The 23,144-nt window shown below is 73.1% G+C and carries 30 protein-coding genes; 19 read left to right on the top strand and 11 right to left on the bottom strand.

Translation table 11 applies throughout. The features are described from left to right. Nucleotides 1-35: 35 nt before the first annotated feature. Nucleotides 36-743, top strand: a complete 708-nt coding sequence (locus KBB57_RS02365; RefSeq protein ID WP_290746210.1) for a hypothetical protein — start codon at nt 36-38, stop codon at nt 741-743. Nucleotides 744-803: 60 nt separating this feature from the next. Here the strand turns inward: KBB57_RS02365 and KBB57_RS02360 are convergent, their stop codons facing one another. Together KBB57_RS02360 and KBB57_RS02355 are read right to left on the bottom strand one after the other, a co-directional pair. Beyond that, a complete protein-coding gene (locus KBB57_RS02360) occupies nt 804-1,781 on the bottom strand; it encodes a sensor histidine kinase (RefSeq protein WP_290746207.1) in 978 nt (325 codons plus the stop codon). A gap of 90 nt (nt 1,782-1,871) precedes the next feature. After that, on the bottom strand, nt 1,872-2,669 hold the full coding sequence (locus tag KBB57_RS02355; RefSeq protein WP_290746204.1) for a response regulator: 798 nt from the start codon (nt 2,667-2,669) through the stop codon (nt 1,872-1,874). 171 nt (nt 2,670-2,840) lie between these two features. Between KBB57_RS02355 and KBB57_RS02350 the strand changes: the two genes are divergently transcribed. Both KBB57_RS02350 and KBB57_RS02345 read left to right on the top strand, forming a co-directional pair. Further along, nucleotides 2,841-3,059, top strand: coding sequence for a NepR family anti-sigma factor (locus tag KBB57_RS02350; RefSeq protein WP_290746201.1), 219 nt, complete (start codon nt 2,841-2,843; stop codon nt 3,057-3,059). Further along, entirely contained in the window at nt 3,049-3,615 is a 567-nt protein-coding gene (locus tag KBB57_RS02345; RefSeq protein ID WP_290746198.1) for a sigma-70 family RNA polymerase sigma factor, read from the top strand. Before KBB57_RS02350 ends, KBB57_RS02345 begins: the two co-directional genes overlap by 11 nt. 89 nt (nt 3,616-3,704) lie before the next feature. Here KBB57_RS02345 and KBB57_RS02340 read toward each other — a convergent pair whose 3' ends face one another. The 3 genes from KBB57_RS02340 to KBB57_RS02330 form a co-directional block, all read right to left on the bottom strand. After that, entirely contained in the window at nt 3,705-4,151 is a 447-nt protein-coding gene (locus tag KBB57_RS02340) for a PRC-barrel domain-containing protein (RefSeq protein ID WP_290746195.1), read from the bottom strand. Between the two features lie 187 nt (nt 4,152-4,338). Beyond that, nucleotides 4,339-4,536: a CsbD family protein gene (locus tag KBB57_RS02335; RefSeq protein WP_290746192.1), complete on the bottom strand. Its 198-nt coding sequence runs from the start codon at nt 4,534-4,536 to the stop codon at nt 4,339-4,341. Nucleotides 4,537-4,616: 80 nt separating this feature from the next. Next, the gene (locus KBB57_RS02330; RefSeq protein ID WP_290746189.1) at nt 4,617-5,354 is read right to left on the bottom strand and encodes a competence/damage-inducible protein A; all 738 of its coding nucleotides are present in this window, start codon (nt 5,352-5,354) and stop codon (nt 4,617-4,619) included. 39 nt (nt 5,355-5,393) lie between these two features. On the opposite strand from KBB57_RS02330, the gene sfsA reads away from it, so the two are divergent. Continuing rightward, on the top strand, nt 5,394-6,119 hold the full coding sequence (gene sfsA, locus KBB57_RS02325; protein WP_290746186.1) for a DNA/RNA nuclease SfsA: 726 nt from the start codon (nt 5,394-5,396) through the stop codon (nt 6,117-6,119). On the opposite strand, the gene KBB57_RS02320 is transcribed toward sfsA, so the two are convergent. Next, on the bottom strand, nt 6,097-6,297 hold the full coding sequence (locus KBB57_RS02320; RefSeq protein ID WP_290746183.1) for a DUF3329 domain-containing protein: 201 nt from the start codon (nt 6,295-6,297) through the stop codon (nt 6,097-6,099). The two genes, sfsA and KBB57_RS02320, sit on opposite strands and share 23 nt — an antisense overlap. A 157-nt stretch (nt 6,298-6,454) precedes the next feature. Between KBB57_RS02320 and hisA the strand changes: the two genes are divergently transcribed. The 15 genes from hisA (at nt 6,455) to ribD (ending at nt 19,046) form a co-directional block, all read left to right on the top strand. Beyond that, entirely contained in the window at nt 6,455-7,177 is a 723-nt protein-coding gene (gene hisA / locus KBB57_RS02315; RefSeq protein WP_290746181.1) for a 1-(5-phosphoribosyl)-5-[(5-phosphoribosylamino)methylideneamino]imidazole-4-carboxamide isomerase, read from the top strand. 1 nt (nt 7,178) lies between these two features. Continuing rightward, the gene (locus KBB57_RS02310; protein ID WP_290746178.1) at nt 7,179-7,799 is read left to right on the top strand and encodes a LysE family translocator; all 621 of its coding nucleotides are present in this window, start codon (nt 7,179-7,181) and stop codon (nt 7,797-7,799) included. After that, nucleotides 7,799-8,296, top strand: a complete 498-nt coding sequence (locus KBB57_RS02305) for a DUF2165 family protein (protein ID WP_290746175.1) — start codon at nt 7,799-7,801, stop codon at nt 8,294-8,296. Before KBB57_RS02310 ends, KBB57_RS02305 begins: the two co-directional genes overlap by 1 nt. Nucleotides 8,297-8,487: 191 nt before the next feature. After that, on the top strand, nt 8,488-9,249 hold the full coding sequence (gene hisF / locus KBB57_RS02300) for an imidazole glycerol phosphate synthase subunit HisF (protein ID WP_290746172.1): 762 nt from the start codon (nt 8,488-8,490) through the stop codon (nt 9,247-9,249). Further along, nucleotides 9,246-9,569 carry a phosphoribosyl-ATP diphosphatase gene (locus KBB57_RS02295; RefSeq protein WP_290746169.1) on the top strand — a complete coding sequence of 108 codons (324 nt, stop codon included), beginning with the start codon at nt 9,246-9,248 and terminating at the stop codon, nt 9,567-9,569. Before hisF ends, KBB57_RS02295 begins: the two co-directional genes overlap by 4 nt. Nucleotides 9,570-9,776: 207 nt before the next feature. Further along, on the top strand, nt 9,777-10,592 hold the full coding sequence (murI, locus tag KBB57_RS02290) for a glutamate racemase (protein WP_290746166.1): 816 nt from the start codon (nt 9,777-9,779) through the stop codon (nt 10,590-10,592). Nucleotides 10,593-10,900: 308 nt separating this feature from the next. Then, complete coding sequence (gene argC, locus KBB57_RS02285; protein WP_290746163.1) at nt 10,901-11,932, top strand: N-acetyl-gamma-glutamyl-phosphate reductase; 1,032 nt, start codon at nt 10,901-10,903, stop codon at nt 11,930-11,932. Next, nucleotides 11,929-12,786: a YihY/virulence factor BrkB family protein gene (locus tag KBB57_RS02280; protein WP_290746159.1), complete on the top strand. Its 858-nt coding sequence runs from the start codon at nt 11,929-11,931 to the stop codon at nt 12,784-12,786. Before argC ends, KBB57_RS02280 begins: the two co-directional genes overlap by 4 nt. 61 nt (nt 12,787-12,847) lie before the next feature. Beyond that, nucleotides 12,848-13,309, top strand: a complete 462-nt coding sequence (gene ccmE / locus KBB57_RS02275; RefSeq protein ID WP_290746156.1) for a cytochrome c maturation protein CcmE — start codon at nt 12,848-12,850, stop codon at nt 13,307-13,309. 88 nt (nt 13,310-13,397) lie between these two features. Beyond that, the gene (locus tag KBB57_RS02270; RefSeq protein ID WP_290746154.1) at nt 13,398-14,024 is read left to right on the top strand and encodes an isochorismatase family protein; all 627 of its coding nucleotides are present in this window, start codon (nt 13,398-13,400) and stop codon (nt 14,022-14,024) included. 177 nt (nt 14,025-14,201) lie between these two features. Further along, nucleotides 14,202-15,233, top strand: coding sequence for an HAD family hydrolase (locus KBB57_RS02265; RefSeq protein WP_290746151.1), 1,032 nt, complete (start codon nt 14,202-14,204; stop codon nt 15,231-15,233). Nucleotides 15,234-15,528: 295 nt separating this feature from the next. After that, a complete protein-coding gene (trpA, locus tag KBB57_RS02260; protein ID WP_290746148.1) occupies nt 15,529-16,320 on the top strand; it encodes a tryptophan synthase subunit alpha in 792 nt (263 codons plus the stop codon). Between the two features lie 542 nt (nt 16,321-16,862). Next, a complete protein-coding gene (locus KBB57_RS02255; RefSeq protein ID WP_290746145.1) occupies nt 16,863-17,363 on the top strand; it encodes a hypothetical protein in 501 nt (166 codons plus the stop codon). Between the two features lie 86 nt (nt 17,364-17,449). Beyond that, nucleotides 17,450-17,914, top strand: coding sequence for a transcriptional regulator NrdR (nrdR, locus tag KBB57_RS02250; RefSeq protein ID WP_290746142.1), 465 nt, complete (start codon nt 17,450-17,452; stop codon nt 17,912-17,914). A 7-nt stretch (nt 17,915-17,921) separates the two neighbouring features. Continuing rightward, entirely contained in the window at nt 17,922-19,046 is a 1,125-nt protein-coding gene (gene ribD, locus KBB57_RS02245; RefSeq protein ID WP_290746139.1) for a bifunctional diaminohydroxyphosphoribosylaminopyrimidine deaminase/5-amino-6-(5-phosphoribosylamino)uracil reductase RibD, read from the top strand. A gap of 4 nt (nt 19,047-19,050) precedes the next feature. Here ribD and KBB57_RS02240 read toward each other — a convergent pair whose 3' ends face one another. From KBB57_RS02240 to KBB57_RS02220, 5 genes are all read right to left on the bottom strand, one after another. Beyond that, nucleotides 19,051-19,314 (bottom strand): hypothetical protein, encoded by a 264-nt coding sequence (locus tag KBB57_RS02240; RefSeq protein WP_290746136.1) that lies wholly within the window; start codon nt 19,312-19,314, stop codon nt 19,051-19,053. Nucleotides 19,315-19,473: 159 nt separating this feature from the next. Next, nucleotides 19,474-20,601, bottom strand: coding sequence for a polysaccharide biosynthesis/export family protein (locus KBB57_RS02235; RefSeq protein WP_290746133.1), 1,128 nt, complete (start codon nt 20,599-20,601; stop codon nt 19,474-19,476). A 103-nt stretch (nt 20,602-20,704) separates the two neighbouring features. Next, on the bottom strand, nt 20,705-21,655 hold the full coding sequence (locus tag KBB57_RS02230) for a DMT family transporter (RefSeq protein ID WP_367272648.1): 951 nt from the start codon (nt 21,653-21,655) through the stop codon (nt 20,705-20,707). A 220-nt stretch (nt 21,656-21,875) separates the two neighbouring features. After that, nucleotides 21,876-22,082 (bottom strand): cold-shock protein, encoded by a 207-nt coding sequence (locus KBB57_RS02225; RefSeq protein WP_290746129.1) that lies wholly within the window; start codon nt 22,080-22,082, stop codon nt 21,876-21,878. A gap of 272 nt (nt 22,083-22,354) precedes the next feature. After that, nucleotides 22,355-23,134, bottom strand: a complete 780-nt coding sequence (locus KBB57_RS02220; RefSeq protein ID WP_290746126.1) for a DeoR/GlpR family DNA-binding transcription regulator — start codon at nt 23,132-23,134, stop codon at nt 22,355-22,357. Between the last annotated feature and the right edge of the window lie 10 nt (nt 23,135-23,144).

Raw genomic sequence — 23,144 nt, 5'->3', positions numbered from 1 at the left:
CGTAGCCGGCACAGCCGGCATTGGAGGGATTCTCGATGACCGCAATCCGCAGCCGGGGCGAGACCCCGGCGCGACCGCCCGACCGGGGCCAGGGCGAACTCGGCCTCCTCCGCGCCGCCCTGCGGGCCGAGACGCAGATCGCCGAGGCGCTCGCCCAGCGCAGCCGCGGGCTCCTCGACGTCGTCGAGGCGCTGGCGCGGCGTGCGCTGGCCGAGGCGGGCGACATCGCCGAGGCCTCGGCGCGGCTCGACGCGCTGTCGAGCCGGATGCGCGAGGCGCTGGCCGCCGGCGAGACCGTCGGCGGCGGCAGCGACCTCGCCGCGCTGGTCGAGCGCACGCTGGCGCCCTTCGAGACCGGCGCCGGCCCGCGCATCGCCGCCGGCGGCCCCGCGGTCGGCGTCTCGGCCGAGGCGGCGCGGCTGGTGGCGCTGACGCTCTTCGAGCTCGCCGGCCTCTCGATGCGCCGCGGCGCGCTGTCGGGAGCGGAAGGGCGGGTGCTGGTGGCGTGGAGCCGCTGGCGTTCCGGCCTGCGGATCTCGTGGCGCGACATCGGCGGGCCGCCGGTCGAGAGCGGGCTGCGGCTCGGCGCGGGCGCGAGCCTGCTGCCGCTCCTCGAGGAGCGCTTCGGCGCGCCGCTGAAGGTGCGCCAGACGCCGCTCGGGCTCCGGGCGGAGCTGACGCTGCCGGAGGCGGAGCTGACCTCGCTCCCCGACGGCGGGCTGATCGCGCTGACCCGGCCCTGACGCTGCCGGCCCGCAGCTGTCCGGCCGGCGCCGCGACGGCCCGGTCGGGCGCCGCGCCCGTCAGGACGCGGCCTCCTGCTCCTCGCGGACGGGGAAGTCGAGGCTGTAGCGCACCCCCTCCGGGCCGACCGAGTAATGCGCCTCGCCGGAGAGCGCGCGGGGCGTGACGTTCTGCAGGATCGTCCGCCCGAAGCCCCAGGCCTGCACCCGGCCGACCGGGCGGTCCGGCTCCTCGATCCATTCGATCCGGCAGCCGCCGGGTATGATCTCGCAGCGCACCCGCAGCCGCCCGGCCTCGGCCGCCAGCACCCCGAAGCTGCGGGCGTTGGCGGCGAGCTCGTGCAGGGCGAGCCCGAGATGCAGCGTCACGTTCGGCGGCAGGACCGGATCCCGGCCCTCGACCTCGACCGCGACCCCGGCGTCCGCGGCGAAGGCCTCGGTCTGCACCTCGACCAGCCGGCGGAAGCGCACGCCCTGCCAGTTGGCGTAGGTGATCAGGTCCTGGCTCTGCGCCAGCGAGGCGATGCGGCCGCGGAACTTCTCCTCGAACTCGGCGACGCTGGTCGCGCTGCTCGCGGTCTGGCCGAGGATGCTCTGCAGGATGGCGAGGAGGTTCCGCGAGCGGTGGCTGACCTCGTAGAGCAGCTCGCGCAGCGCCGCCTCGCGGCGCTTCAGCAGGCTGATGTCGGCGACCGAGACGAAGAGGCCGCGGGGCGCGCCATCCGGGCCCTCGTCGCGCTCGACGCTCATCTCGAACCAGACCGGCGGCTCGCCGTCGCGCTGCTGCATCGCCTCGAGGCGGCGCGGCCGGCCGGAGACCAGCACGTCGCGCTTGACCGCGATCACCCGCTCGGCGGTGAACGGATCGAAGATCGCGGCGTCGCCGCCGAGCATGACCGCCTCGATGTCGGGCCAGCTCGCCGGGACGTTCTCGATGGTGCGGAGCGCCATGTCGGCGTCGTGGTAGAGCACGCAGATCCCGCCGCTCCGGATGCCGCGGAGCAGCGTTCGCGTCCGTTCCTTCGCGCCTTCGCCCATCTTAAGCCGGTCCCGCCAGGGTCGCCCGCCTCGGCGCCCGTCACCCTCCGCAACGCCGCGGCGCGGGGAAGGGTTCCGGGCGGCCGAGCGTCACGCAGCCGCGGCGCGGGCGGCGTCGTTGAAGAACAGCGCCTGGCTGATATAGGCCTTCACCTGGTCCTCGTTGAACGGCTTGTTCACGAGGAACGTCGGCTCGGGCCTCTCGCCGGTGAGCAGGCTTTCCGGGAAGGCGGTGATGAAGATCACCGGCAGCGGCGTCTCCGCGAGGATCTCGTTCACCGCGTCGATCCCGGAGGAGCCGTCGGCGAGCTGGATGTCGGCGAGCACCATGCCCGGCGGATCGGCCCGGTAGAGCTCGAGCGCCTCGTCCTTGGTGCGGGCGATCCCGGTCACCCGGTGCCCGAGCGAGACGGCGATCTGCTCGATGTCCATGGCGATCAGCGGCTCGTCCTCGATGATGAGGATCGAGGTGGCGACCTGCCGGGAGATCTCCTCGGAGGCGCGGCGCAGCAGCTCCGTCGCCTCCTCCGGGGTGACGCCGAGGATCTCGGCCACCTCCTCGCGGTTGTAGCCCTCGAGCGCGGCGAGCAGGAAGGCCTGCCGCGAGCGCGGCGAGATCTGGGCGAGATTGCCGGCCGAGCGGCGCTCCCAGGCCGAGGACGAGGCCGTCGGCTCGATGGCGACCTGCAACTCGCCGAAGCTGCGGGCGTAGAGGCTGAAGACGGCGATCCGGTCGTTCGACGCCTCGGGGAAGATCGAGATGTCCGCGATCAGCATCTCGAGGAGCGCCCGGACATAGGCGTCTCCCGAGGCCTGGCTGCCCGTGATGGCGCGCGAATAGCGGCGCAGATACGGGAGATGCGGTGCGATCCGCGTGGATAGGGACATGGCGGCTCCGTGTAGGCGCATAGCAGGTGCGCGCTCGGGCTTTCGAACGGGCAGTATGGCTTGAAACGCACGCTGGCGCCAAAAGTTCCGTCGGCCCCGGAACCTTTTCGGCTTGCGGCGCTTGCCGGGGTATGTTCGACGACGAGGACTAGAGAGTTGAGATCAGGCGCCGTGACCGAGCCCCCCCCTGACGACACCCCTCCCCCGCCCCCCGCCTTCCGCCGGGCCAGTCCGCGCCGGAAGAAGCTCCTCGGGCCGGAGAGCGAGATCGGGGCGCGGCTCCGTGAGTTCTACACCGAGCTCGAGCGGGAGCCGATCCCGTCCGAGATCATCGAGCTTCTGGAGCGCCTCGACGAGGTCGAGCGCCGCGGAGCCGCTCGTGACCGCTGAGGAATCCCGGCCACCGAGCTTCAAGACGTCGCTGATCGCCGCGCTGCCCTCCCTGCGCGCCTTCGCGATGTCGCTGACCGGCCGCCACGACCAGGCCGACGACCTCGTGCAGGAGACGGTGACGCGCGCCTGGGCCAAGCAGGACGCGTTCACGCTCGGCACCAACATGAACGCGTGGCTGTTCACCATCCTGCGCAACCTCTTCTACAGCCAGATGCGCAAGCGCGGCCGCGAGGTGCAGGACGTCGAGGGCGCGTTCTCGGCCAAGGTCGGCGTCGCGCCGAGCCATGACGGGCGCATGGACCTCGCCGACTTCCGCCGGGCGCTGGACCGGCTGCCGCACGACCAGCGCGAGGCGCTGCTGCTGATCGGCGCCGCGGGCTTCTCCTACGAGGAGGCGGCGGCGATCTGCGGCTGCGCCGTCGGCACGGTCAAGAGCCGGGTCAGCCGGGCGCGGACGCGGCTGCAGGATCTGCTCGGGGTCGCCGGCGCGAGCGACTATGGCCCCGACGCGGCGACCTCGGCGCCGGTGGTGACCCGCGCCTTCGCGAGCTGATCCTTCTTCGTCGCGCAAGAGAAACGGGCGCAAAAGAAGAGGGCGCCGCTCCCGGGAGCGGCGCCCGATCCGTGCGAGGCCCTGCGAGGTCAGCCCTCGTAGAGCGGCCGGCTCTCGATGCTCTCCGGCGTCAGGCTGGTGCGCACGATGAGCGCGCCGTTCGCGTCCTTCAGCACCTGGATCTCGTCCGGCTGCAGCAGAACCTTGTTGGCGCCGAAGCCGAGGACGCCGCCGAAGGTCACCACCACGCCCTCGACCGCGTTGGCGTCGGTGATCAGCACGTCGTCGATCGACGCCACGGTCTCGTTCTCGTGGTTGACGAGGTTCGCGCCGATCAGCTGGTCGGTGGAGATCGTCGAGAGCTCCGCGGCGGTGTAGCCTTCGGGGACCATCGGGTCGGCGGCCGGCTCCATCGGCGCCGGCGCGACCGCGGGAGGCGTGGCCGGAGCGGCGGGATCCGCCGGCTGCGTCTGGGCCTGGGCGCCGACCGTCATCAGGGCGGCGACGGCGGCGAAGGCGAGAGCGGTCTTGAACATGGATTACTCCTTCAGTCTCTGTTCTTGCCGGAAGCCAGCGGCTCCGGACCGCCTGAACAACGCCCCGGTCCGGCCGGGGTTCCGAAAAAGCCGTGCATGAAATGAGCGTTTCTGCAACTTCAGGGCGATCTTGAAACGGAAAGGGCGCTCCAGATGGAGCGCCCCGAAAGAAATCCTCAAGAGCCGGTCAGTGCTTCTTGGCCCAGTCGTCGACCTGCTTCTCGGCCTCTTCCTTGGTCACGCCGTAGGCGGACTGGATCTTGCCGGCGAGCTCGCGCCGATTGCCCTTGACCATCTGTAGATCGTCGTCGGTGAGCTTGCCCCAGCGCTTCTGCGCGGCGCCGGTGTATTCCTTCCACTTGCCTTCGATCTGGTCCCAGTTCATCGCGTCCTCCTTCAGGGCCGGCCACGTCGTCGGCCGTCGGGGAACAAACGTCCCCGGAGGCGTCGGGTTCCCGGCCGGGCTTACGCCGGCGCCTCCAGCTCGGCGGCGAGGGCGGCGAGGCCGGCCTCGGCGGCGGCGAGGGCGGCGGGGTCCGCGGCGCGGAGCACGATGGTCGCGCCGAAGCCCGCCTCGTCGCGGAAGGGATAGCTGCCGATCGCCACCGCGGGGTGCCGGGCGGCGAGCTCGGCCAGCGGGCCGGCGATGATGCCCTCGGGCCGGCGGATGCGGCGGGAGACGCTGCCGACGGGCACGCCGGCGGCGAGCTGCGGGAGCAGCCAGGCCACCATGGCGACGAAGACCCGCGGCACGCCGGCCATGACGTGGACGTTCCCAAGGGTGAAGCCCGGGGCCTTGGAGACCTCGTTCAGGATCAGCGTCGCCCCGTCGGGGACGCGCGCCATGCGGAGCCGCGCGGGGTTCAGCTCGCGCTCCGGGTCGGCGTAGTTCGAGGCGAGGATGGCGCGGGCGTCCTCGCGGATGTCGATCCCGACCCCGAAGGCGGCGGCCACCGCGTCGGCGGTGATGTCGTCGTGGGTGGGGCCGATGCCGCCCGAGGTGAAGACGTGGTCGTAGCGCGCCCGGAGCGCATTCACCGCGGCGACGATCTCGGCCGCCTCGTCGGGCACCGCGCGGGCCTCGCGGAGGTCGATGCCGACGGCGGCGAGCGCCTGGGCGAGGTGGTTGGTGTTGGTGTCGAGCGTGCGCCCGGACAGGATCTCGTCACCCACGACGAGCATGGCGGCGGTCGGATTCGGCATCGGCTTGCCCTCGCTGCAGCGGCGGGCCACGGTCGGGGGATGGAGTTTGCCCGCCCCCTCGTCCGTGGCCGCCTTGTGCGACGGTATAAGCGATTCTTCGCGGACGTCATGCTCGACGACGGGGTTGCCGTCACGGCGCATTGCCCGAACCCCGGCGCGATGCTCGGGCTCGTCGCGCCCGGGCAGGCGGTCTGGGTCGAGCCGAACGACGACCCGCGCCGGTCGCTGCGCTTCGCCTGGCGGCTGGCGGAGACCGAGGGCGGCGGGCTCGTCGGCATCGACGCGAGCCTGCCGAACCGGGTCGTCGCCGAGGCGCTGGCGGTGGGCCGCGTGCCGGCCCTCGCGGGCTATGCGGCGTTCCGGCCGGAGACGCGCTACGGAGCGGCGAGCCGGGTGGACTTCCTCGCCACCGGGCCCGGCCTGCCGCCCGCCTATGTCGAGGTGAAGAACGTGCATTTCAGCCGCACGCCCGGGCTCGCCGAGTTCCCCGACTGCGTGACCGCCCGGGGCGCGAAGCACCTGCGCGAGCTCGCCGCCATGGTCGCGGAGGGGGCGCGCTCGGTGATGCTCTACCTCGTCCAGCGCGGCGACTGCGCGCGGATGCGGGTCGCGGGCGACCTCGACCCGGCCTATGCGGCGGCCTTCGCCGCCGCGCGCGCCGCCGGGGTCGAGGCGGTGGCCCATGTCGCCGACCTCAGCCCGCGCGGCGTCGTCCTCGGCCGCGAGATCCCGGTCGAGCCCGTCAGGGCTTCTCGCGCGGGTTGAAGGTCACGAAGAAGCGCCAGGCGGCGTAGACGCCGAGTGCGCCGAACAGGATCGCCCAGGCGATCGAGCCGGTGAACGCCTCGAGCCCGGCCCAGACCCCGCACAGGACCACGATCCCCGCCCGGATCCAGAGCGGGCGGAAGAACGGGTGGTCGAGGTCGAAGAACCCGTGGGACATGGCCCGGCATCCTGCCGCGACGGGGCCGGCCTGTCCACACGTGCGGCGTCCGAGGGACGTCGCCGCGGAGCCCCAACCCCCGCCGGCACGGCGGCCGCTTGGCGGCGCGGGCGAAAGCGGCTATCCCCCCGGCGGTTCCCTGCGCGAGCGCCGAGCGATGATCCTCTACCCCGCCATCGACCTCAAGGACGGCCAGTGCGTGCGGCTGCTGCGCGGCGACATGGCGCAGGCCACGGTGTTCGGGACCGACCCGGCGGCGCAGGCCCGCGCCTTCGTCGCGGCGGGGTGCCGCTGGCTGCACCTCGTCGACCTCGACGGCGCCTTCGCCGGCGCGCCGCGGAACGCCGCGGCGGTGGAGGCGATCCTCGCCGCGGTCGACGTGCCCGTGCAGCTCGGCGGCGGCATCCGCGACCGGGCGACGCTGGAAGCCTGGCTCGACCGCGGGGTGCGGCGCGCCATCCTCGGCACCGCCGCGGTGCGCGACCCGGCCTTCGTCCGCGAAGCCGCCGCCGCGCATCCCGGCCGCGTCGCCGTCGGCATCGACGCCCGCGACGGCAGGGTCGCCGTCGAGGGCTGGGCCGAGACCACCGCGACGACCGCCACCGACCTCGCCCGCCGCTTCGAGGACGCGGGCGTCGCCGCGATCATCTACACCGACATCGAGCGCGACGGGGCCATGGCCGGGCCGAACGTCGCCGCGACCGCCGCGCTCGCCCGCGCCGTCGCGATCCCGGTGATCGCCTCGGGCGGGGTGTCCTCGCTCGACGACCTTGCGGCGCTGAAGGCCTCCGGCGCGCCGCTCGACGGCGCCATCTCCGGCCGCGCCCTCTACGAGGGCAAGCTCGACCTCGCCGCCGCCGTCCGCCTGCTGGAGGACTGAGATGGCCATCGAGACCTGGGCCGCCTTCGTCGCCGCCTCGGCCCTGCTGCTGATGATCCCCGGGCCGACGATCCTGCTCGTCGTCTCCTACGCGCTCGGCCGCGGCTGGAAGGTGGCCGCCCCGGTCGCGACCGGGGTGGCGCTCGGCGACCTGACGGCGATGACGCTCTCCATGCTGGGCGTGGGCGCGCTCCTCGCCTCGTCGGCGGCGCTCTTCACGGCGCTGAAGTGGATCGGCGCCGGCTACCTCGTCTGGCTCGGGATCAAGCTCTGGCGCGCCGGCGCGATGATCGACGCCGAGGCGCGCACCGATCCGGTCCATCCCGCCCGGATGCTGGGCCATGCCTGGCTGGTGACCACGCTCAATCCGAAATCCATCGTGTTCTTCGTGGCCTTCCTGCCGCAGTTCCTCGACCCGGGGCGGGCGTTCTGGCCGCAGATGGCGATCTTCGAGGCGACCTTCGTCACCCTCGCCTTCGCCAACGCCTTCGGCTACGCGCTGCTCGCAGCCCGCGCCCGGCGGCTGGCGTCGAGCCCGAGCGCCATCCGCCTCGTCAACCGCGCCGGCGGCACGGCGCTCATCGCGGCCGGGGCGGCGGCGGCGACGATGCGGCACGCCTGATGGCGGCGCGCTGGACCAAGATCGCGATGGTGCTCTGCCTCGCGGTCTTCGCCTTCCTCGTCGCCTTCACCAACGTCACCGACTACGGCGGCAACGCGCCCTTCGGGCGCCATGTGCTCAGCATGGACACCACGTTCCGCGACCCGGCCGTGGCGTATCGCGCCATCGAGGCGCCGTGGGCCGTGACCGCCGGCTATTGGCTGATCATCGCCGGCGAGGCGCTGACCGCGCTGCTTTTCGCCGCCGCGGGCCTGCGGATGCTGGCCGCGCGGAATGCGCCGGCCGCCGACTTCGCGCGGGCGAAGGCGCTGGCGCATCCGGGCGCGCTGGCGGGGTTTCTCGTCTGGTTCCTCGGCTTCATGGCGATCGGCGGGGAGTGGTTCGAGATGTGGCAATCGCCGACATGGAACGGGCAGGAGCCGGCGTTCCGCTTCTACGTCACCATTCTGCTCGTGCTGATCTACGTGAACCAGCCCGACGCCCAGCCCTCGGGCTGACTTCGCGGCGCCCTTCGGTCAGCCGAAGGTCTCGCCAAGCGAGATGACGTCGCCGGGCCTGATCGACCTGTCGGCGAGCATGGTGAGGCTTCCGCCTGCGGAACGCGGCGTGGGGGCGAAGGTTTCGCCGCGGCTCGCTGGACGCGCGGCGGGCGGTCGTCTATCGGATCGGCCGTGAGCCCGGAGGGTCAATGCTCAAGGTCCGCGTCATCCCCTGCCTCGACGTCAAGGACGGCCGCGTCGTCAAGGGCGTGAACTTCGAGGGCCTGCGCGACGCCGGCGACCCCGTCGAGGCCGCTCGCGCCTATGACGCGCAAGGGGCGGACGAGCTCTGCTTCCTCGACATCGCGGCAAGCCTGGAGAACCGGGGGACGCTTCTCGACCTCGCCTCGCGCACCGCCGAGCAGTGCTTCATGCCGCTGACGGTCGGGGGCGGCGTGCGGACGCCGGAGGACGTGCGGCAGCTCCTGCTCGCCGGCGCCGACAAGGCGAGCTTCAACTCGGCCGCCGTGGCGACGCCCGACGTCGTCAACGCCGCGGCGAACAAGTTCGGCGCCCAGTGCATCGTGGTGGCGATCGACGCCAAGACCGTGGCGCCGGGGCGGTGGGAGATCTTCACCCATGGCGGCACGCGGGCGACCGGGATCGACGCGGTGGCCTTCGCGAGGGACATGGCGGCGCGGGGGGCGGGGGAGATCCTGCTGACCTCGATGGACCGCGACGGGACGAAGGCGGGCTACAACCTCGCGCTGACCCGCGCCATCGCCGACGCGGTACCGGTGCCGGTCATCGCCTCGGGGGGCGTGGGCGAGCTCGCGCATCTGGTCGAGGGGGTGACCGAGGGGCACGCCTCGGCGGTGCTCGCCGCCTCGATCTTCCACTTCGGAACCCACACGATCGGCGAGGCCAAGGCCGCGATGGCCGCCGCCGGCATCCCGGTGAGGCTGACATGAGCGACGTTCTCGCCCGCCTCTACGCCACCATCGAGGCCCGCGCCGGGGCCGACCCGGCCGCCTCGCACACCGCGGCGCTGCTGGCGAGGGGGCCGGGGAAATGCGCCGAGAAGTTCGGCGAGGAGGCGGTCGAGGCCATCGTCGCGGCCGCGCAGGGCGACCGCGCCGCGCTGGCCCACGAGGCGGCCGACGCGCTCTACCACCTCCAGGTGATGCTCGCGGCCTCCGGCGTCGCCTGGGCGGCGGTGCTCGCCGAGCTCGAGCGGCGCGAGGGCGTCTCCGGCGTCGCGGAGAAGGCGGCGCGCCGGCCGAAGGGCTGAGCTGCGCCGACGCGCCGGGCGCCACGACGCCGCAGGCCGGCAGGGCGCGGCCGGCGAGGCGGACGGAGCCGACCGGCTCCTGCGCCGGATGCGATCCGCCGGCCCGTCCCGGCCGTTTCCCGCACGGGCGCCGCAGATGCCCCTCGCGCCGCGTCCGCGCCCGCAATAGAACGCTGGGCGCGCGCGGCATGGACGGGAGAGGTCATCTTGGCGATCGGGGTCTTCGACAGCGGGCTCGGCGGGCTGACGGTGCTGCGCGCCATGGCGCGGCGGCTGCCGGAGCAGGACTTCGTCTATCTCGGCGACAACCGCAACGCGCCCTACGGCCGCCGGCCGCCGCGCGAGATCCACGACCTGACGGTCGAGGGGGTCAAGCGGCTGTTCCGCGAGGGCTGCGACCTCGTCGTCCTCGCCTGCAACACCGCCTCGGCGGTGGCGCTGCACGACCTGCAGACCGACTGGCTCGATCCGACGCGCCGCCGCGTGCTCGGGGTCTTCGTCCCGGTCATCGAGCACCTGACGCGGCGCAACTGGGGCGACGACGGGCCGCCGACCCATACGGGCCTCCGCGACGTGGCGCTCTTCGCCACCCCGGCCACCGTCGCCTCCGGGGCCTTCCCGCGCGAGCTGAAGTTCCGCGCCCGCGACGTTCGGGTGGAGCCGCAGGCCTGCGTCGGGCTCGTCGAGGCGATCGAGGCGGGCGACATGGGCCGCGCCGGGGCCGTGGCCCGCGAGCACGTGGCCGCCCTGCTCTCCCGCCTGCCGCGCCCGCAATCGGCGGTGCTCGGCTGCACGCATTACCCGCTGGTCGAGGCGGCCTTCCGCGCAGCGCTGCCGGCCACGACCACGCTGGTCTCGCAGCCCGAGGTGGTCGCCGAGAGCCTCGCCGACTATCTCCGGCGCCACCCGGCCTTCCGTAGCGGCGCGGGACGGCTCTCCTACCTGACCACCGGCGACCCCGCCGCCGTCGGGGCCAGCGCCGCCCGCTTCATGGGCGAGCCCCTGCCCTTCGGGCCGGCCTGAGGCCACCTTCCCCGACGCGCCGCCGCGCGCCGGTCCTCGCCCCGGCGCGTTTGGCCCGGAGCGCCGTGGAGGGAAGGCCGGCAAGCGAGCCCGGACGACGCCGGCGCCTTTCCGTTCCGGAGCACGCCCGGCGCCGACCCTGTGGATAACTGCCCTGTTAACACTTTTTCCGTTTTATTCCAGACAATTGCCCCATGTCGCACTGTGCGGCGCTTTTGGCGACCCGGCGGCCGGCTGCGCCACGCGGCGGATTGATCGCGCCCGGGGTTTCCACTAGGGATCGGCCCCGGCCAGAAGGGGGCTCGAAGTTGGACAGGCAGTTTCGCGTCGCGATCCTCGGGGCGTCGGGCTACACCGGCGCCGAGCTGGTGCGGCTGATCGCCACCCACCCGTCCCTGCGCATCGCCGCGCTCACCGCCGACCGCAAGGCCGGGCAGACCATGGGCGAGGTGTTCCCCCACCTGCGCCATCTCGACCTGCCGCGGCTGGGGACGATTCCCGACGCCGACCTCGCTGGGATCGACCTCGCCTTCTGCGCGTTGCCCCACGCGACCAGCCAGGAGGTCATCGCCGCCCTGCCCCGGGACCTGAAGATCGTCGACCTCTCCGCCGACTTCCGGCTGCGCGACCCCGCGGTCTATGCGCGGTGGTACGGCCACGAGCACCTCGCGCTCGACCTCCAGGCCGAGGCGGTCTACGGGCTGACCGAGTTCTACCGCGACGAGATCAAGGCGGCGCGCCTCGTGGCCGGGACCGGCTGCAACGCGGCGACCGGCATGTACGGGCTGATCCCGCTGCTCCGCGCCGGGGTGATCGAGACCGACGACATCCTGATCGACCTCGCCACCGGCGTCTCCGGCGCCGGCCGCTCGCCGAAGGAGGCGATGCTCCATTCCGAGGTGTCCGAGGGCTACGCCGCCTACAACGTGGCGAAGCACCGCCACCTCGCGGAGTTCGACCAGGAGTTCGCGCTGGCCGCCGGCAAGCCGGTGGAGGTGACCTTCGTGCCGCACCTGCTGCCGCAGAACCGCGGCATCCTCGCGACGATCTACGTCCGGGGCGAGGCGGAGCGCATCCATGCGACGCTGGCCGAGGCCTATGCGGACGAGCCCTTCCTCGTCGTGCTGCCGCTCGGCGAAGCCCCGGCGACGCGGCACGTGCGCGGCTCGAACTTCGTCCATCTCGGCGTGATCGCCGACCGCCGGCCGGGGCGGGTCATGGTGTTCTCGACGCTCGACAACCTGACCAAGGGCTCCTCGGGCCAGGCGCTGCAGAACGCCAACCTGATGCTCGGCCTGCCGGAGACGACGGGCCTGATGGCGGCGCCTCTCTTTCCGTGAAGGGGCTCAAGCGGTTCCTCCGCGCGCTCTGGGACGCGCAAGACCGCTTCAACCTCAACGACGGCTGGGTAATGTCGGGCTCGATCGCCTTCTCGGGCCTCCTGTCGATCTTTCCCTTCCTGATCTTCGCCGCGACGCTGATCGGCATCCTGGTCGGCAGCACCCGCTCGGCCGAGATCATCGACGCGCTCTTCGCCATCGCCCCGGAGCATGTGGCGCTGACGCTGGAGCCCGTCGTCCTCGAGGTGCTGGCCAAGCGCAGCGGGGGGGTGCTGACGCTCTCGGCCGCCTTCGCCGTCTATGTCGCCTCGAACGCCGTCGACAGCTTCCGCATCGCCTTCGACCGGGCCTATGCGGTGGTGGACCCGCGCGGCTGGTTCACCAACCGGGCGCTCGCCATCGTGATGGTGTTCGTGGGCGCGATCGTCTCGGCGCTGCTCGGGCTCCTGATCATCTTCAGCCCGCTGATGCTCGCGACGGCCGAGGACTTCGCCAACCGCAAGATCCCGCTCGTCGCCGGCTGGCTGACCTACGGCTTCGGGGTGATCGTGCTCGCCGGGTTCGTGCTCACCATGCACCTCACCCTGCCGGGGCGGAAGATCGCGCTCCGCAGCCTCTGGCCGGGGGTGGTCGCCACGACGGTGATCTGGCTCGCGACCGCCAGCGGCTTCTCGATCTACCTGAGCTTCACGCCGACCTACACGGTGACCTACGGCACGCTGGCGGGCGTCATCATCACGCTGATGTTCTTCTACATCACGGCCGTGACGATCATCTACGGGGCCGAGCTCAACGCGGCGCTCCACCGCCTCGCCCCGCATCCGCGGCCGCAGGGGACATGGCCGGCGGATTGAGGGGCTTGGAGCCGCGGCCGCGAGCGCCTAGATAGGCGCGAGCCAAGGGGGGAGCCCAGCCGTGGCCGTCGGCCTCAGGAAACGCCGCCGCATCCAGCTCGTCGTCGTCGCCGCGGCGCTCCTCGCCGTCGCGACCGGCGTCATCGGCTACGCGATGCGCGACGGCATCGAGTTCTTCCGCACCCCCTCGCAGGTCGCCCTCGACCCGCCCCGCGCCGGCGAGCGCTTCCGGCTCGGCGGGCTCGTCGAGGCGGGATCGGTGCTGCGCGGCCAGGGGGCGGAGGTGCGCTTCGTGGTCACCGACGGCAGCGACACGACGCCGGTGCGCTTCTCGGGCGTGCTGCCCGACCTCTTCCGCGAAGGCCAGGGGGTGATCGCGTCGGGCGAGATCGAGGACGGGGTGTTCGTCGCCTCGGAGGTGCTGGCCAAGCACGACGAGAGCTACATGCCGAAGGAGGTCGCCGACGCGCTGAAGCAGCAGGGGCTGTTCCGTCCCGACGCGAGCCCCGCGCCGGACAGCTGAGCGACAGCCGAGCCGGTTGCGTCCGTCGCGGGCTTGGCGCAACAATGGGGCGAGGCCGCCCGATAGAGTGGCGGCGACGGAGGAGACCATGCCGGGCCCGGAGGCCAGCACGGAAGGACTGGGCGGCTCGATCGGCTTCGGCGAGCGGCCGGCGCTCCTCATCATCGACTTCGTCAACGGCTTCTTCTACCGCAGCCAGTACCCGGCGATCACCGAGGCGGCGCAGCGGACCCGGCCGCTTCTGCTCGCCGCCCGCGAGGCGGGGCTGCCGATCGTCCATACCCGCATCGCCTATGCCGACGACGGCTCGGATTGCGGGTTCTGGACGGTGAAGGCCCCGCGGCTGCGGCAGCTGACCGAGAGCGCGGAATCGAGCCGGTTCATCTCCTCGCTGGCCCCGGAGGCGGGCGAGCGGGTGCTGAAGAAGAAGCTCCCCTCGGCGTTCTTCGGGACCGACCTCGCCTCGCACCTGATCCGGCGCGGCGTGGACACCCTGATCTTCGCAGGCTGCACCACCAGCGGCTGCGTGCGCGCCACGGTGGTGGACGCGATCAGCCACAACTTCCGGCCGATCGTCGCGGTCGACTGCGTGGGCGACCGCAGCGCCGCCGCGCACGAGGCGAACCTGCACGACATCGGCCAGAAATACGCCGACCTCCTGACCCGGGACGCGGTGATCGCCCACATCGCCCGCGAGCGCCGCGCCGCGGGCTGAGGGGGGCGCGTTTGCGCGCGGGAGCGTCACACATCTCGCATCAGCCTTGGACTCGCCCATGGCGAGGCATGGCCTCGCGGCGCCTCTCCGGCGCCCGTCGCGCCGACGGAAACGACCGCCGCGACAACGGAGGCCATTGCGGCTATCCTTCGCATCCCCCTGCCACCGAGGCCTCCGATGCACGACCTCCTGCACCTCACGCGACGCGCGCTTCTCGGCGCGATCGCCGGCATGGCGCTGCTCGCGGCGCCGCTCGCCGCCCTCGCCGAGGACGACCCCCTGCCGTCGTGGAACGACACGCCCACGAAGCAGGCGATCCTCGACCTCGTCGCGGCCGTCACCACCGAGGGCGGCCCCGACTATGTCGAGCCCGGCGACCGGGTCGCCACCTTCGACCAGGACGGCACCACCTGGGTCGAGCAGCCGATGTACGCCCAGGGCCTCTTCGCCTTCGACCGACTCGCCGAGATGGCGCCGCAGCACCCCGAGTGGAAGGACGCCGAGCCCTTCAAGGCGATCCTGTCCGGCGACCACGCGGCGATGGCGAAGCTCTCCGAGAAGGACCTGGTCGAGATCATCGGCGTCACCCATGCCGGGATGAGCACGGCCGACTTCGCGGGCCTCGTCGCCGACTGGCTGCCGAAGTCGCGGAACCCGGCGCTGAAGCGCGGGCCGGTGACGGAGCTCACCTACCAGCCGATGCGCGAGGTCATGGCGTTCCTGCGCGACAACGGCTTTCGCACCTATCTCGTGACCGGCGGCGGCCAGGAGTTCGTCCGGGTCTATGCCGAGGACGTCTACGGCGTCCCGCCCGAGCAGGTGGTCGGCTCCAGCATCGCCACGAAATACGAGATCGTGGACGGCAAGCCGCAACTCCTGCGCGAGCCCAAGATCTTCTTCGTCGACGACGGTCCCGGCAAGGCGCAGGGCATCGAGCTCTTCATCGGCCAGCGCCCGCAGATCGCCTTCGGCAACTCCGACGGCGACCGGCAGATGCTGGAATGGACCACCGCCGGCGAGGGCCGCCGGCTCGGCCTCCTCGTCCTCCACGACGACAAGGACCGCGAGTTCGCCTACGGGCCGGCCGGCGGGCTCCCCGACAGCAGGATCGGCACGTTCTCGCAGTCGCTGATGGACGAGGCGAAGGGTCGCGACTGGCGGGTCATCAGCATGAAGGACGACTGGAAGACGATCTTCGCCGGACCCTGAACCGCCTCCGGGATCCTCGGACCCGGGCGAGGGCCCGGACCGCCGCCGGCCCGATCTCTCGCCCGCACGGCCGCCCTCCGTGGCGAGGAGGGCGGCCCCCCGCCCGGGCGAGCCGCCGCCCCGTCCGGCCCGACGCCGCAGGCGCGGCCCGGGACCGGATTCGCGCCCGGATTCGCGACCGGTCGCGGACGCAGGAGATCGGCCGCGGCGGGGGGCCCGGGCGGGAGCGCGGGCGGGCGGGATTGCGTTTCGCGGCGGGTTCGCGCAGAAGGCGGCGAAACGCCGGAGGGACGGGATGTCGCGCATCGAGGCCGCCTTTGATCGCCTGCGCGCCGAGCGCCGCAAGGCCTTCGTCGCCTTCGTCATGGCGGGCGATCCCGACCCCGACACCTCGCTCGCCGTCGTCCGCGGCCTGCCCGGCGCGGGGGTGGACGTGATCGAGCTCGGGATGCCCTTCACCGACCCGATGGCCGACGGGCCGGCGATCCAGCGGGCCGGGCAGCGGGCGCTCGCGGCGGGACAGACGCTCCGGGGCACCCTCGACATGGTTCGCGCCTTCCGGGAGGACGACGACGCCACGCCGGTGGTGCTGATGGGCTACTACAACCCGATCTATTCGATGGGGGTCGAGCGCTTCCTCGCGGAGGCGTCCGGGGCGGGGGTGGACGGGCTGATCGTCGTCGACCTGCCGCCCGAGGAGGACGAGGAGCTGTGCCTGCCGGCGCAGGCGGCGGGGCTGAACTTCATCCGCCTCGCCACGCCGACGACCGATGCGAAGCGGCTGCCGAAGGTGCTGACCAACACCTCGGGCTTCGTCTACTACGTCTCGATCACCGGGATCACCGGCTCGGCGGAGGCCAACGCCGCGTCGATCGCGCCGGAGGTCGCCCGGATCAAGGCGGGCACGCCGCTGCCGGTCTGCGTCGGCTTCGGCATCCGCAGCCCCGAGGCCGCAGGCTCGATCGCCGCGATCGCCGACGGGGCGGTGGTGGGCTCGGCCATCGTCGAGCGGATCGGCGCCGGCGAGAGCCCGGCCGAGGTGCTCGCCTTCGTCCGCAGCCTCGCCGAGGCGGCGCATTCGGCCTGACCCGGCAGGGTGTCCCACAGCGGGACGCGAGTCAAATAGCTGATATACCTGCGATTTCAGGTTATCCACAGACTTGCCCCACACTGCACGACACCTGTCTGCCCTGCTGGATCCACGGGGCGCGCGCCGACCGACCGACCGACCGACCGACCGACCGAAGCGGGCTTGCCCGCGAGGCCCGGCGCGACAGGCGAAAGCACGGCTTTCGCCTGTCGCGCCGACGGCTGGAGCGCGTTGGCGCGGAAGCCGTGAGGGGCGCCGATTTCTCCGGGAGCGCGCCATCCGTCCGTGAGCGCCCCGGCGAGCGCGGCGACGCGCTCGCCCCCCGCAGGGGCGATCGCGGACGGATTTGCCACGGGTCAAATCCGTCTGGCGTCGGCGTCGCGGCCAGCCTCGGGCCGGGCTTCCTCTCCACTGTCGTGCAGTGTGGACTTGCCCACAGGCCCGGTCGCCGGATTAAGCAGTGTCGCGCGCCGCGCTTGGTGAACGCAGGGGAGCGGCGTTAACGTGGCGTTAAGGGGTGACGGCGCGGGGGCGGGGCGATGCTGCGGGCGGTTCTGGGGCTCTTGTGCCTGATGGTCTGGGCCGGCGTGGCCGACGCCTGTCCGGGCGGGCCGACCGCCATCGACCCGCTGCACGTGCTGGCCGGTCGGCTGCGCACGCCGCTCACCGCCGAGGTGCGCGCCGGCGGAACGGTGCCGCTGGAGCTCTGCGACGGGGTGCCGGGGACCGGGAACATCCCCTTCGACCCGAGCGCCAGCATCCTCTACGTCGCCGACCGCAAGCGCATGGATCTGGAGGTGCGCACCGAGGGCGACTGCGACACGGTGATCCTGCTGCGCACGCCCACGGGGCGCTGGTTCTTCGACGACGACAACGGCGGCGAGCGGAACGCCCGCATCCGCATCGCCGCCCCGCGCGAGGGCAAGTACGAGATCTGGGTGGGCAGCCAGGAGGGGCGGGCCTGCGAGACGAAACTGTCGTTGCAGACCTTTCGCAGCGTCGTCCGGCTGGCGGCGACGCCCCGGGCGCGGCGCATCTAGTGGCCGCGAGAAATCCCTACCCAAGAGGTTGACCGCCGCCTATAGTCCGGTGCGATCGTGAGCTCAACGGCCCCGGGGATCTCGGCATGCGCTGTCCGTTCTGCGGCAACATCGACACCCAGGTGAAGGACAGCCGCCCGGCGGAAGACCATGTCTCGATCCGGCGGCGGCGCTTCTGCCCGGCCTGCGGCGGCCGCTTCACCACCTACGAGCGGGTGCAGCTGCGCGACCTCGTCGTCATCAAGAAGAACGGCCGGCGCGAGGCCTTCGACCGCGACAAGCTCGAGCGCTCGATCCGCATCGCGCTGCAGAAGCGCCCGATCGAGCCCGACCGCGTCGACCAGATGGTCTCCGGCATCGTGCGGCGGCTGGAGAGCCTCGGCGAGACCGACGTGCCCTCGGACGCGATCGGGCAGATCGTCATGGAGACGCTCGCGCGGATCGACACGGTCGCCTATGTGCGCTTCGCCAGCGTCTACAAGAACTTCCAGGCGGCCGACGACTTCGAGGAGTTCGTCTCCGAGCTGCGGCCGACCAGCGCGGACGACTAGGCGCGCCATGGCGCGCCGGGCGGAGATCGACGCGGAGATCGACGCGGGCCACATGCGCACGGCGCTGGGGCTGGCGCGGCGCGGGCTCGGGCGGGTCTGGCCCAATCCGGCGGTGGGCTGCGTGATCGTGGCGGAGGGCGTCGTGGTCGGCCGGGGCTGGACCCAGCCCGGCGGGCGGCCGCACGCCGAGACGATGGCGCTCGACGTGGCGGGGGCGCGGGCGCGCGGGGCCGTGGCCTACGTGACGCTGGAGCCCTGCGCCCATGTCGGGCGGACGCCGGCCTGCGCCGCCGAGCTCGCCGCCGCCGGGATCGCGCGGGTGGTCGCGACGATTCCGGACCCCGACCCGCGGGTGAGCGGCAAGGGCTACGCCATGCTGCGCGCCGCCGGGGTCGAGGTCGCGACCGGGCTCCTCGCCGCCGAGGCCGCCGCGCTCAACGCGGGCTTCCTGAGCCGGATCGGGCGGGGCCGGCCGCGGCTGACCTTGAAGCTCGCCACCTCGCTCGACGGGCGGATCGCCACCGCCGACGGCGAGAGCCGCTGGATCACCGGCCCGCTCGCCCGGCGCGAGGTGCATCTGATGCGGGCGACCTCGGACGCGGTGCTCGTCGGGTCTGGGACCGCGCGGGCGGACGACCCGCGGCTCGACGTGCGCGACATCGGGCTCGGCGACCGCCAGCCGGTGCGGGTGGTGGTCGCGGGCGCGCTCGGGCTCTCGCGCGACAGCCATCTCGGCCGGTCGGCGGGCGAGGCGCCGCTCTGGCTCGCGCACCACGCCGAGGCGGCCCCGGCCCGGCGCGCCGCCTGGACGGAGCGGGGGGCGACGCTGATCGAGGTCCCGTTCCAGCCGGACGGCCAGCTCGACCTCGGCGCGCTCTTCCAAGAGCTCGGCGCGCGCGGGCTGACCCGGGTGCTGTGCGAGGGCGGCGGCCGGCTCGCCGGCGCGCTTCTCGCGGCGGACCTCGTCGACGAGGTGGTCGCCTTCGTCGCCGGCCTGGCGCTCGGCGGCGAGGGCGTCGCGGCGGTGGGCGCGATGGAGGTGGCGGCGCTCGCCGACGCGCCGCGCTTCCGGCTGGCCGAGGTCAGCCGGGTGGGCGGCGACGTCCGGGCGCGGTGGGAGCGGGCGGGGTAGCCGGCTACCGCGCGAACGGGTCGAGGCCGCCGACGCTCCATGCCTGTTCCGGGCGGGCGAGGCCGGGCTCGGAGGTGGGGGGCGCGGGGGCGAGGAGGAGGAGGGCGCCGGCGAGGGCGAAGAGGAGCGCAGCGGTCAGGTGGCCGCGCGCGCCCGTCCGGGCGGCCGCGCCGCGCCGCGGCATGCCGGCGAAGGGGGCCGCGGCGTGCCGCGGCATGCCGGCGAGAGGGGCCGCGGCGCGCCGCGGCCCGGGGGCGATCATCGTCATGGCGGGTCTCCCGGCTGCTGCCTTGCAGCCATGGCAGGAGGATATACCCAAGGCGCGCATCACTCGAACGAATGTTCGAGATGGCCCTCATCACGCGCGACGATGGGTGGAAGCCGGCGCCTGCGGGCCGGGCCGGGCGCAGCAGTCGGGCCGGGTGGATCAGAAGCGGCTCTCGAGCACCGTCACCGAGCTGCCGAAGTTCACCGCCTGGCCGGCGAGGCTCAGGACGCGCGACCACGAGGCGAGCGGGGCCTCGGTGATGTAGATGGTGTCCTCGTCGCGGACGATGAACTCGCGCGCCGCGAAGAGCCCGTCCGGGGTGGTCAGGTTCATCACGTAGGCGACGCGCTGCGGCCCGACGAGGTCGGCGCGGCCGGTGACGACGCGGGCGACCTCCGGGCTCTCGATGCGGAAGAGGAACACGCCCGTCGGGTCGGCGGCGCGGCCGTCGAGGCCGCCCGCGTCGGCGAGCGCCTCGATCACGGAGAGGTCGCGCTTGGTGAAGTTCACCCGGCGCTGCACGCTCGCCGCGCCGAGGGCCGTGTAGGAGCGGCGGTCCTGCTCGATGATGATGCGGTCGCCGGCGCGCAGCGCGATGTCGTTCCGCGGGTTGTCGTAGAGGTCCTGCAGCCAGACCGAGCCGGTGCGGCCGTCGCGCTCGACGCGCACCTGGGCGACGTCGGGGACGATGGTCACGCCGCCCGCCTGGGCGATCATCGAGGAGAGCCGCCGGGTGGGCTCCTCGATCGGGAAGACGCCCTGGTTGGTGACCGAGCCCATGACGCTGACCGTCGAGCCGACGCCGCTGGCGCGGCGGACCTCGACCTGCGGCTCGGGGGTGCGGCTTTCCAGCGCGGCGGTGATCTCGCGGCGCAATTCGTCGGGCGAGCGGCCTGCGGCGGGGACCACGCCGACATAGGGCACGAAGATGTTGCCCTGGCTGTCGACCTGGATCTCGTCGAGCGAGGTGACCTTCTGGCCGACCCCGGCGAGGAGGCCGGTGTCGACGTTCTCCCAGACGGTCACGGTGACGCGGTCGCCGGCGCGGATGGCGTCGGGCGACACCACGCCGGCGCGCAGGAAGGCGGCGGAGAAGCCGAGGGCGGCGTCGGTGCTGGCGGCGCGGGCGACGGCCGGGGTGACCTGGACGATGCGGACGTCGGTGTCGCCGGCGTCGAGGATCTCGCTGGCGGTCGGGCCGGAGCGCGGCAGGGTGCAGCCGGCGACGAGCAGGATCAGCGCCGCGGCAAGGCAGCGCGGCAGGTTCGCCGTCCGCAGGAGCTGCATCGATGGCCTCGTCGCGCCTTGTTCGCCAGCTTTGGCGCGGAAGCTATCCGCAAACGCCGCGCGAGGCCAGCGCAAGATGGCGGACGCGCCGCAGGTGTGGCCGTCAGGCCGCCGCGGCGCCGGCGCGGCGCTCGCGGTGGATGACGTAGAGGCCGGCGGCGACGGTGACGGCGATGCCGGCGGCGGCCATGCCGTCGGGCAGGTCGCCGAAGACGAGAAAGCCGATCAGCGTGGCGAAGGGGATCTCGAGATACTGCATCGGCGCGAGCGTGGTGGCCGGGGCGAAGCGCAGCGACCAGGTCATCAGCAGGTGCGCGACGGTGCCGAGGAGGCCGAGCGCGAGGAGGAGGGCCCAGACCTCCGCCGGCGCCGCGGCGAAGCCGAGGCCGGGCGGGCCGGCGCGGTCCGCGAGGAGCAGGATCGGCGCGAGCATGGCCGCGCCCATGGCGCCGCTCGCCGCCTGCAGCGCGATCGGGTCGGCCTCGCGGGCGATGGCGCGGGTGGTGAGCATGAAGAGCGCGAAGAGGAGCGCGGTGACGAGCGGCAGCAGCGCCGCCGCCCCGACCTCGGCGAAGCTCGGGCGGATCACCATCAGCGTGCCCGCGAAGCCGACGGCGCAGGCGAGCAGCCGGCGCGTCCCGGCCCGCTCGCCGAGGAAGACCCGGCCGAGCAGCAGCATGACGAAGGGCATGACGAAGGCGATCGCCACCGCGTCGGCGAGCGGCAGCGCCCGGAGCGCGAGGAAGAACACCGCGACCGCGGCGATATGGACGACGGTGCGGAGCGCGGTGAGCGCCAGGACCCGGCGGCTGAGCCGCATCTCGGCGCCGAGGGCGAGCGCCAGCGGCGCGAGGATGGCGGCCTGGAGGGCGAAGCGGACCAGCACGACCTGCCCGAGCGGCATCCGGTCGCCGATCAGCTTGGCCAGCGCGTCGCCGCCGGGGGCGAGGGCGCAGAAGGCCAGCATCAGCATGACGCCGAGGAAGGGGCGGTCCCCGCTCAACGCCCCGCCCCTCGCGCCCCGCGGGCCGGCGGTCACGTCAGCGTCGGCCACGGTCCACCTCTTTCGGCTGGCCTCAGGTCGCGCCGGGCGACGGGGCGCGCGGCTTCGCAAGCGGTTTCCGGAGGCGCGGACCCGCGACCGCGAGCGCGGCGCGATCGGGCGACAGCGGGGAATTCCTCATGCTCCGGCCGCGGAGCCGGTCCGGGCAGGCCCGGCCAGCGGCCCGGAGCGATGCGGCGCCGGCCCCGGAGGGCGGCGCCGCAGGGTCGGGTCAGTCGAGCGCGAGGTTCGCGGCCGATTCGCGGCCGTCGCGGCCGCGCTCCAGGTCGTAGGTGACCTTCTGGCCGTCAGCGATGGTGGTGAGACCAGCCCGCTCGACGGCGGAGATGTGCAGGAACACGTCCTTGGAGCCGCTCTCGGGCTGGATGAAGCCGAAGCCCTTGGTGGCGTTGAACCATTTCACGGTGCCCTTGGCCATCGTGATCGTCTCCTCTTGGCGCCGCCCGCAGGATGCGGCGGCCTGGCTCGGTCAGCGGAAGGTCGAAGCTGAGGCCGCTCAGGGGGAAACAGCAGGTCGAACGTCATAACGTAGCCGATGCGGCATGGCGCCTGCGGCGCGACAAAGCAAGCGAAATGCGGGCGCCGGCCGAAACGCATCGGGACCGCGCCGGTCGGAACCGCGCGCTTTCCCCGCCGTCAGGGGTCGGCGGACGGCCGGTCCGGACCCCGCGCAGGCCCGGGGAGCCGGCCCTAGCGCCCGCGCCCCGAATGCTCGACGGTGCGGATGAAGACGTCGTTGTCGGCGCAGAGCTGGACGATGGACTTCGGCGGCGTGACGTCGGTGAAGAAGCCGTCGAGCTCGGCGAGCGAGGCGATGCGCACCGGCGCCGCCATCTTGAACTTGGTGTGGTCGGCGACGAGGAAGCTCCGCCGCGCGTTCTTGATGATCGCCTGCGCCACCCGCACCTCGCGGAAGTCGTAGTCGAGGAGCGAGCCGTCGGGATCGACCGCCGCCGAGGAGATGATCGCGTAGTCCACCTTGAACTGCCCGATGAACTCCGCCGTCACGTCGCCGACCAGCGCCCCGTCCGCCCGCCGCAGGATGCCCCCCGCGACGATCACCTCGATGTTCGGCGAGGTGGCGAGGATGTTCGCGACGTTGAGGTTGTTGGTCACCGCCATCAGGTTGCGGTGCTTGAGGAGCGCGCGGGCCACCGCCTCGGTCGTGGTGCCGATGTTCATGAAGAGCGAGACCCCGTCGGGGATCTGCTCGGCCACCATCCGCGCGATGCCCTCCTTGCCCTCCGAGGCGAGGCTGCGGCGGTCCTCGTAGCCGAGCGCGATCACGCCGGAGGGGATCATCGCCCCGCCATGCACGCGGGTCAGCTGGCCGATGTCGCAGAGCTCGGTCAGGTCGCGGCGGATCGTCTGCGCCGTGACGCTGAAATGCGCGGCCAGCCCCTCGACCGTCACCTTGCCGTGCTCGCGCGCGAGGGTCAGGATCTCGGAATGGCGGAAGTTGACGGCCATCTAGCCTCGT

The sequence above is a fragment of the Amaricoccus sp. genome (genome assembly GCF_017993425.1).
Taxonomy (GTDB): domain Bacteria; phylum Pseudomonadota; class Alphaproteobacteria; order Rhodobacterales; family Rhodobacteraceae; genus Amaricoccus.
Note: the sequence above shows the minus strand (reverse complement) of the source record. Positions and strands in the feature narration are given on the sequence as shown.

Bases quoted from the DNA above. Each gene is read 5' to 3' on its own strand.
- KBB57_RS02355 (WP_290746204.1), bottom strand. From the start codon at position 2,669: ATGTCCCTATCCACGCGGATCGCACCGCATCTCCCGTATCTGCGCCGC.
- KBB57_RS02270 (WP_290746154.1), top strand. From the start codon at position 13,398: ATGCCGGGCCCGGAGGCCAGCACGGAAGGACTGGGCGGCTCGATCGGC.
- KBB57_RS02310 (WP_290746178.1), top strand. From the start codon at position 7,179: ATGGCCATCGAGACCTGGGCCGCCTTCGTCGCCGCCTCGGCCCTGCTG.
- KBB57_RS02330 (WP_290746189.1), bottom strand. From the start codon at position 5,354: ATGCCGAATCCGACCGCCGCCATGCTCGTCGTGGGTGACGAGATCCTG.
- KBB57_RS02335 (WP_290746192.1), bottom strand. From the start codon at position 4,536: ATGAACTGGGACCAGATCGAAGGCAAGTGGAAGGAATACACCGGCGCC.
- KBB57_RS02295 (WP_290746169.1), top strand. From the start codon at position 9,246: ATGAGCGACGTTCTCGCCCGCCTCTACGCCACCATCGAGGCCCGCGCC.
- KBB57_RS02225 (WP_290746129.1), bottom strand. From the start codon at position 22,082: ATGGCCAAGGGCACCGTGAAATGGTTCAACGCCACCAAGGGCTTCGGC.
- KBB57_RS02255 (WP_290746145.1), top strand. From the start codon at position 16,863: ATGCTGCGGGCGGTTCTGGGGCTCTTGTGCCTGATGGTCTGGGCCGGC.
- ribD (WP_290746139.1), top strand. From the start codon at position 17,922: ATGGCGCGCCGGGCGGAGATCGACGCGGAGATCGACGCGGGCCACATG.
- KBB57_RS02360 (WP_290746207.1), bottom strand. From the start codon at position 1,781: ATGGGCGAAGGCGCGAAGGAACGGACGCGAACGCTGCTCCGCGGCATC.
- nrdR (WP_290746142.1), top strand. From the start codon at position 17,450: ATGCGCTGTCCGTTCTGCGGCAACATCGACACCCAGGTGAAGGACAGC.
- KBB57_RS02240 (WP_290746136.1), bottom strand. From the start codon at position 19,314: ATGACGATGATCGCCCCCGGGCCGCGGCGCGCCGCGGCCCCTCTCGCC.
- KBB57_RS02340 (WP_290746195.1), bottom strand. From the start codon at position 4,151: ATGTTCAAGACCGCTCTCGCCTTCGCCGCCGTCGCCGCCCTGATGACG.
- KBB57_RS02265 (WP_290746151.1), top strand. From the start codon at position 14,202: ATGCACGACCTCCTGCACCTCACGCGACGCGCGCTTCTCGGCGCGATC.
- hisA (WP_290746181.1), top strand. From the start codon at position 6,455: ATGATCCTCTACCCCGCCATCGACCTCAAGGACGGCCAGTGCGTGCGG.
- KBB57_RS02220 (WP_290746126.1), bottom strand. From the start codon at position 23,134: ATGGCCGTCAACTTCCGCCATTCCGAGATCCTGACCCTCGCGCGCGAG.
- KBB57_RS02305 (WP_290746175.1), top strand. From the start codon at position 7,799: ATGGCGGCGCGCTGGACCAAGATCGCGATGGTGCTCTGCCTCGCGGTC.
- sfsA (WP_290746186.1), top strand. From the start codon at position 5,394: ATGGAGTTTGCCCGCCCCCTCGTCCGTGGCCGCCTTGTGCGACGGTAT.
- hisF (WP_290746172.1), top strand. From the start codon at position 8,488: ATGCTCAAGGTCCGCGTCATCCCCTGCCTCGACGTCAAGGACGGCCGC.
- KBB57_RS02320 (WP_290746183.1), bottom strand. From the start codon at position 6,297: ATGTCCCACGGGTTCTTCGACCTCGACCACCCGTTCTTCCGCCCGCTC.
- KBB57_RS02235 (WP_290746133.1), bottom strand. From the start codon at position 20,601: ATGCAGCTCCTGCGGACGGCGAACCTGCCGCGCTGCCTTGCCGCGGCG.
- KBB57_RS02365 (WP_290746210.1), top strand. From the start codon at position 36: ATGACCGCAATCCGCAGCCGGGGCGAGACCCCGGCGCGACCGCCCGAC.
- trpA (WP_290746148.1), top strand. From the start codon at position 15,529: ATGTCGCGCATCGAGGCCGCCTTTGATCGCCTGCGCGCCGAGCGCCGC.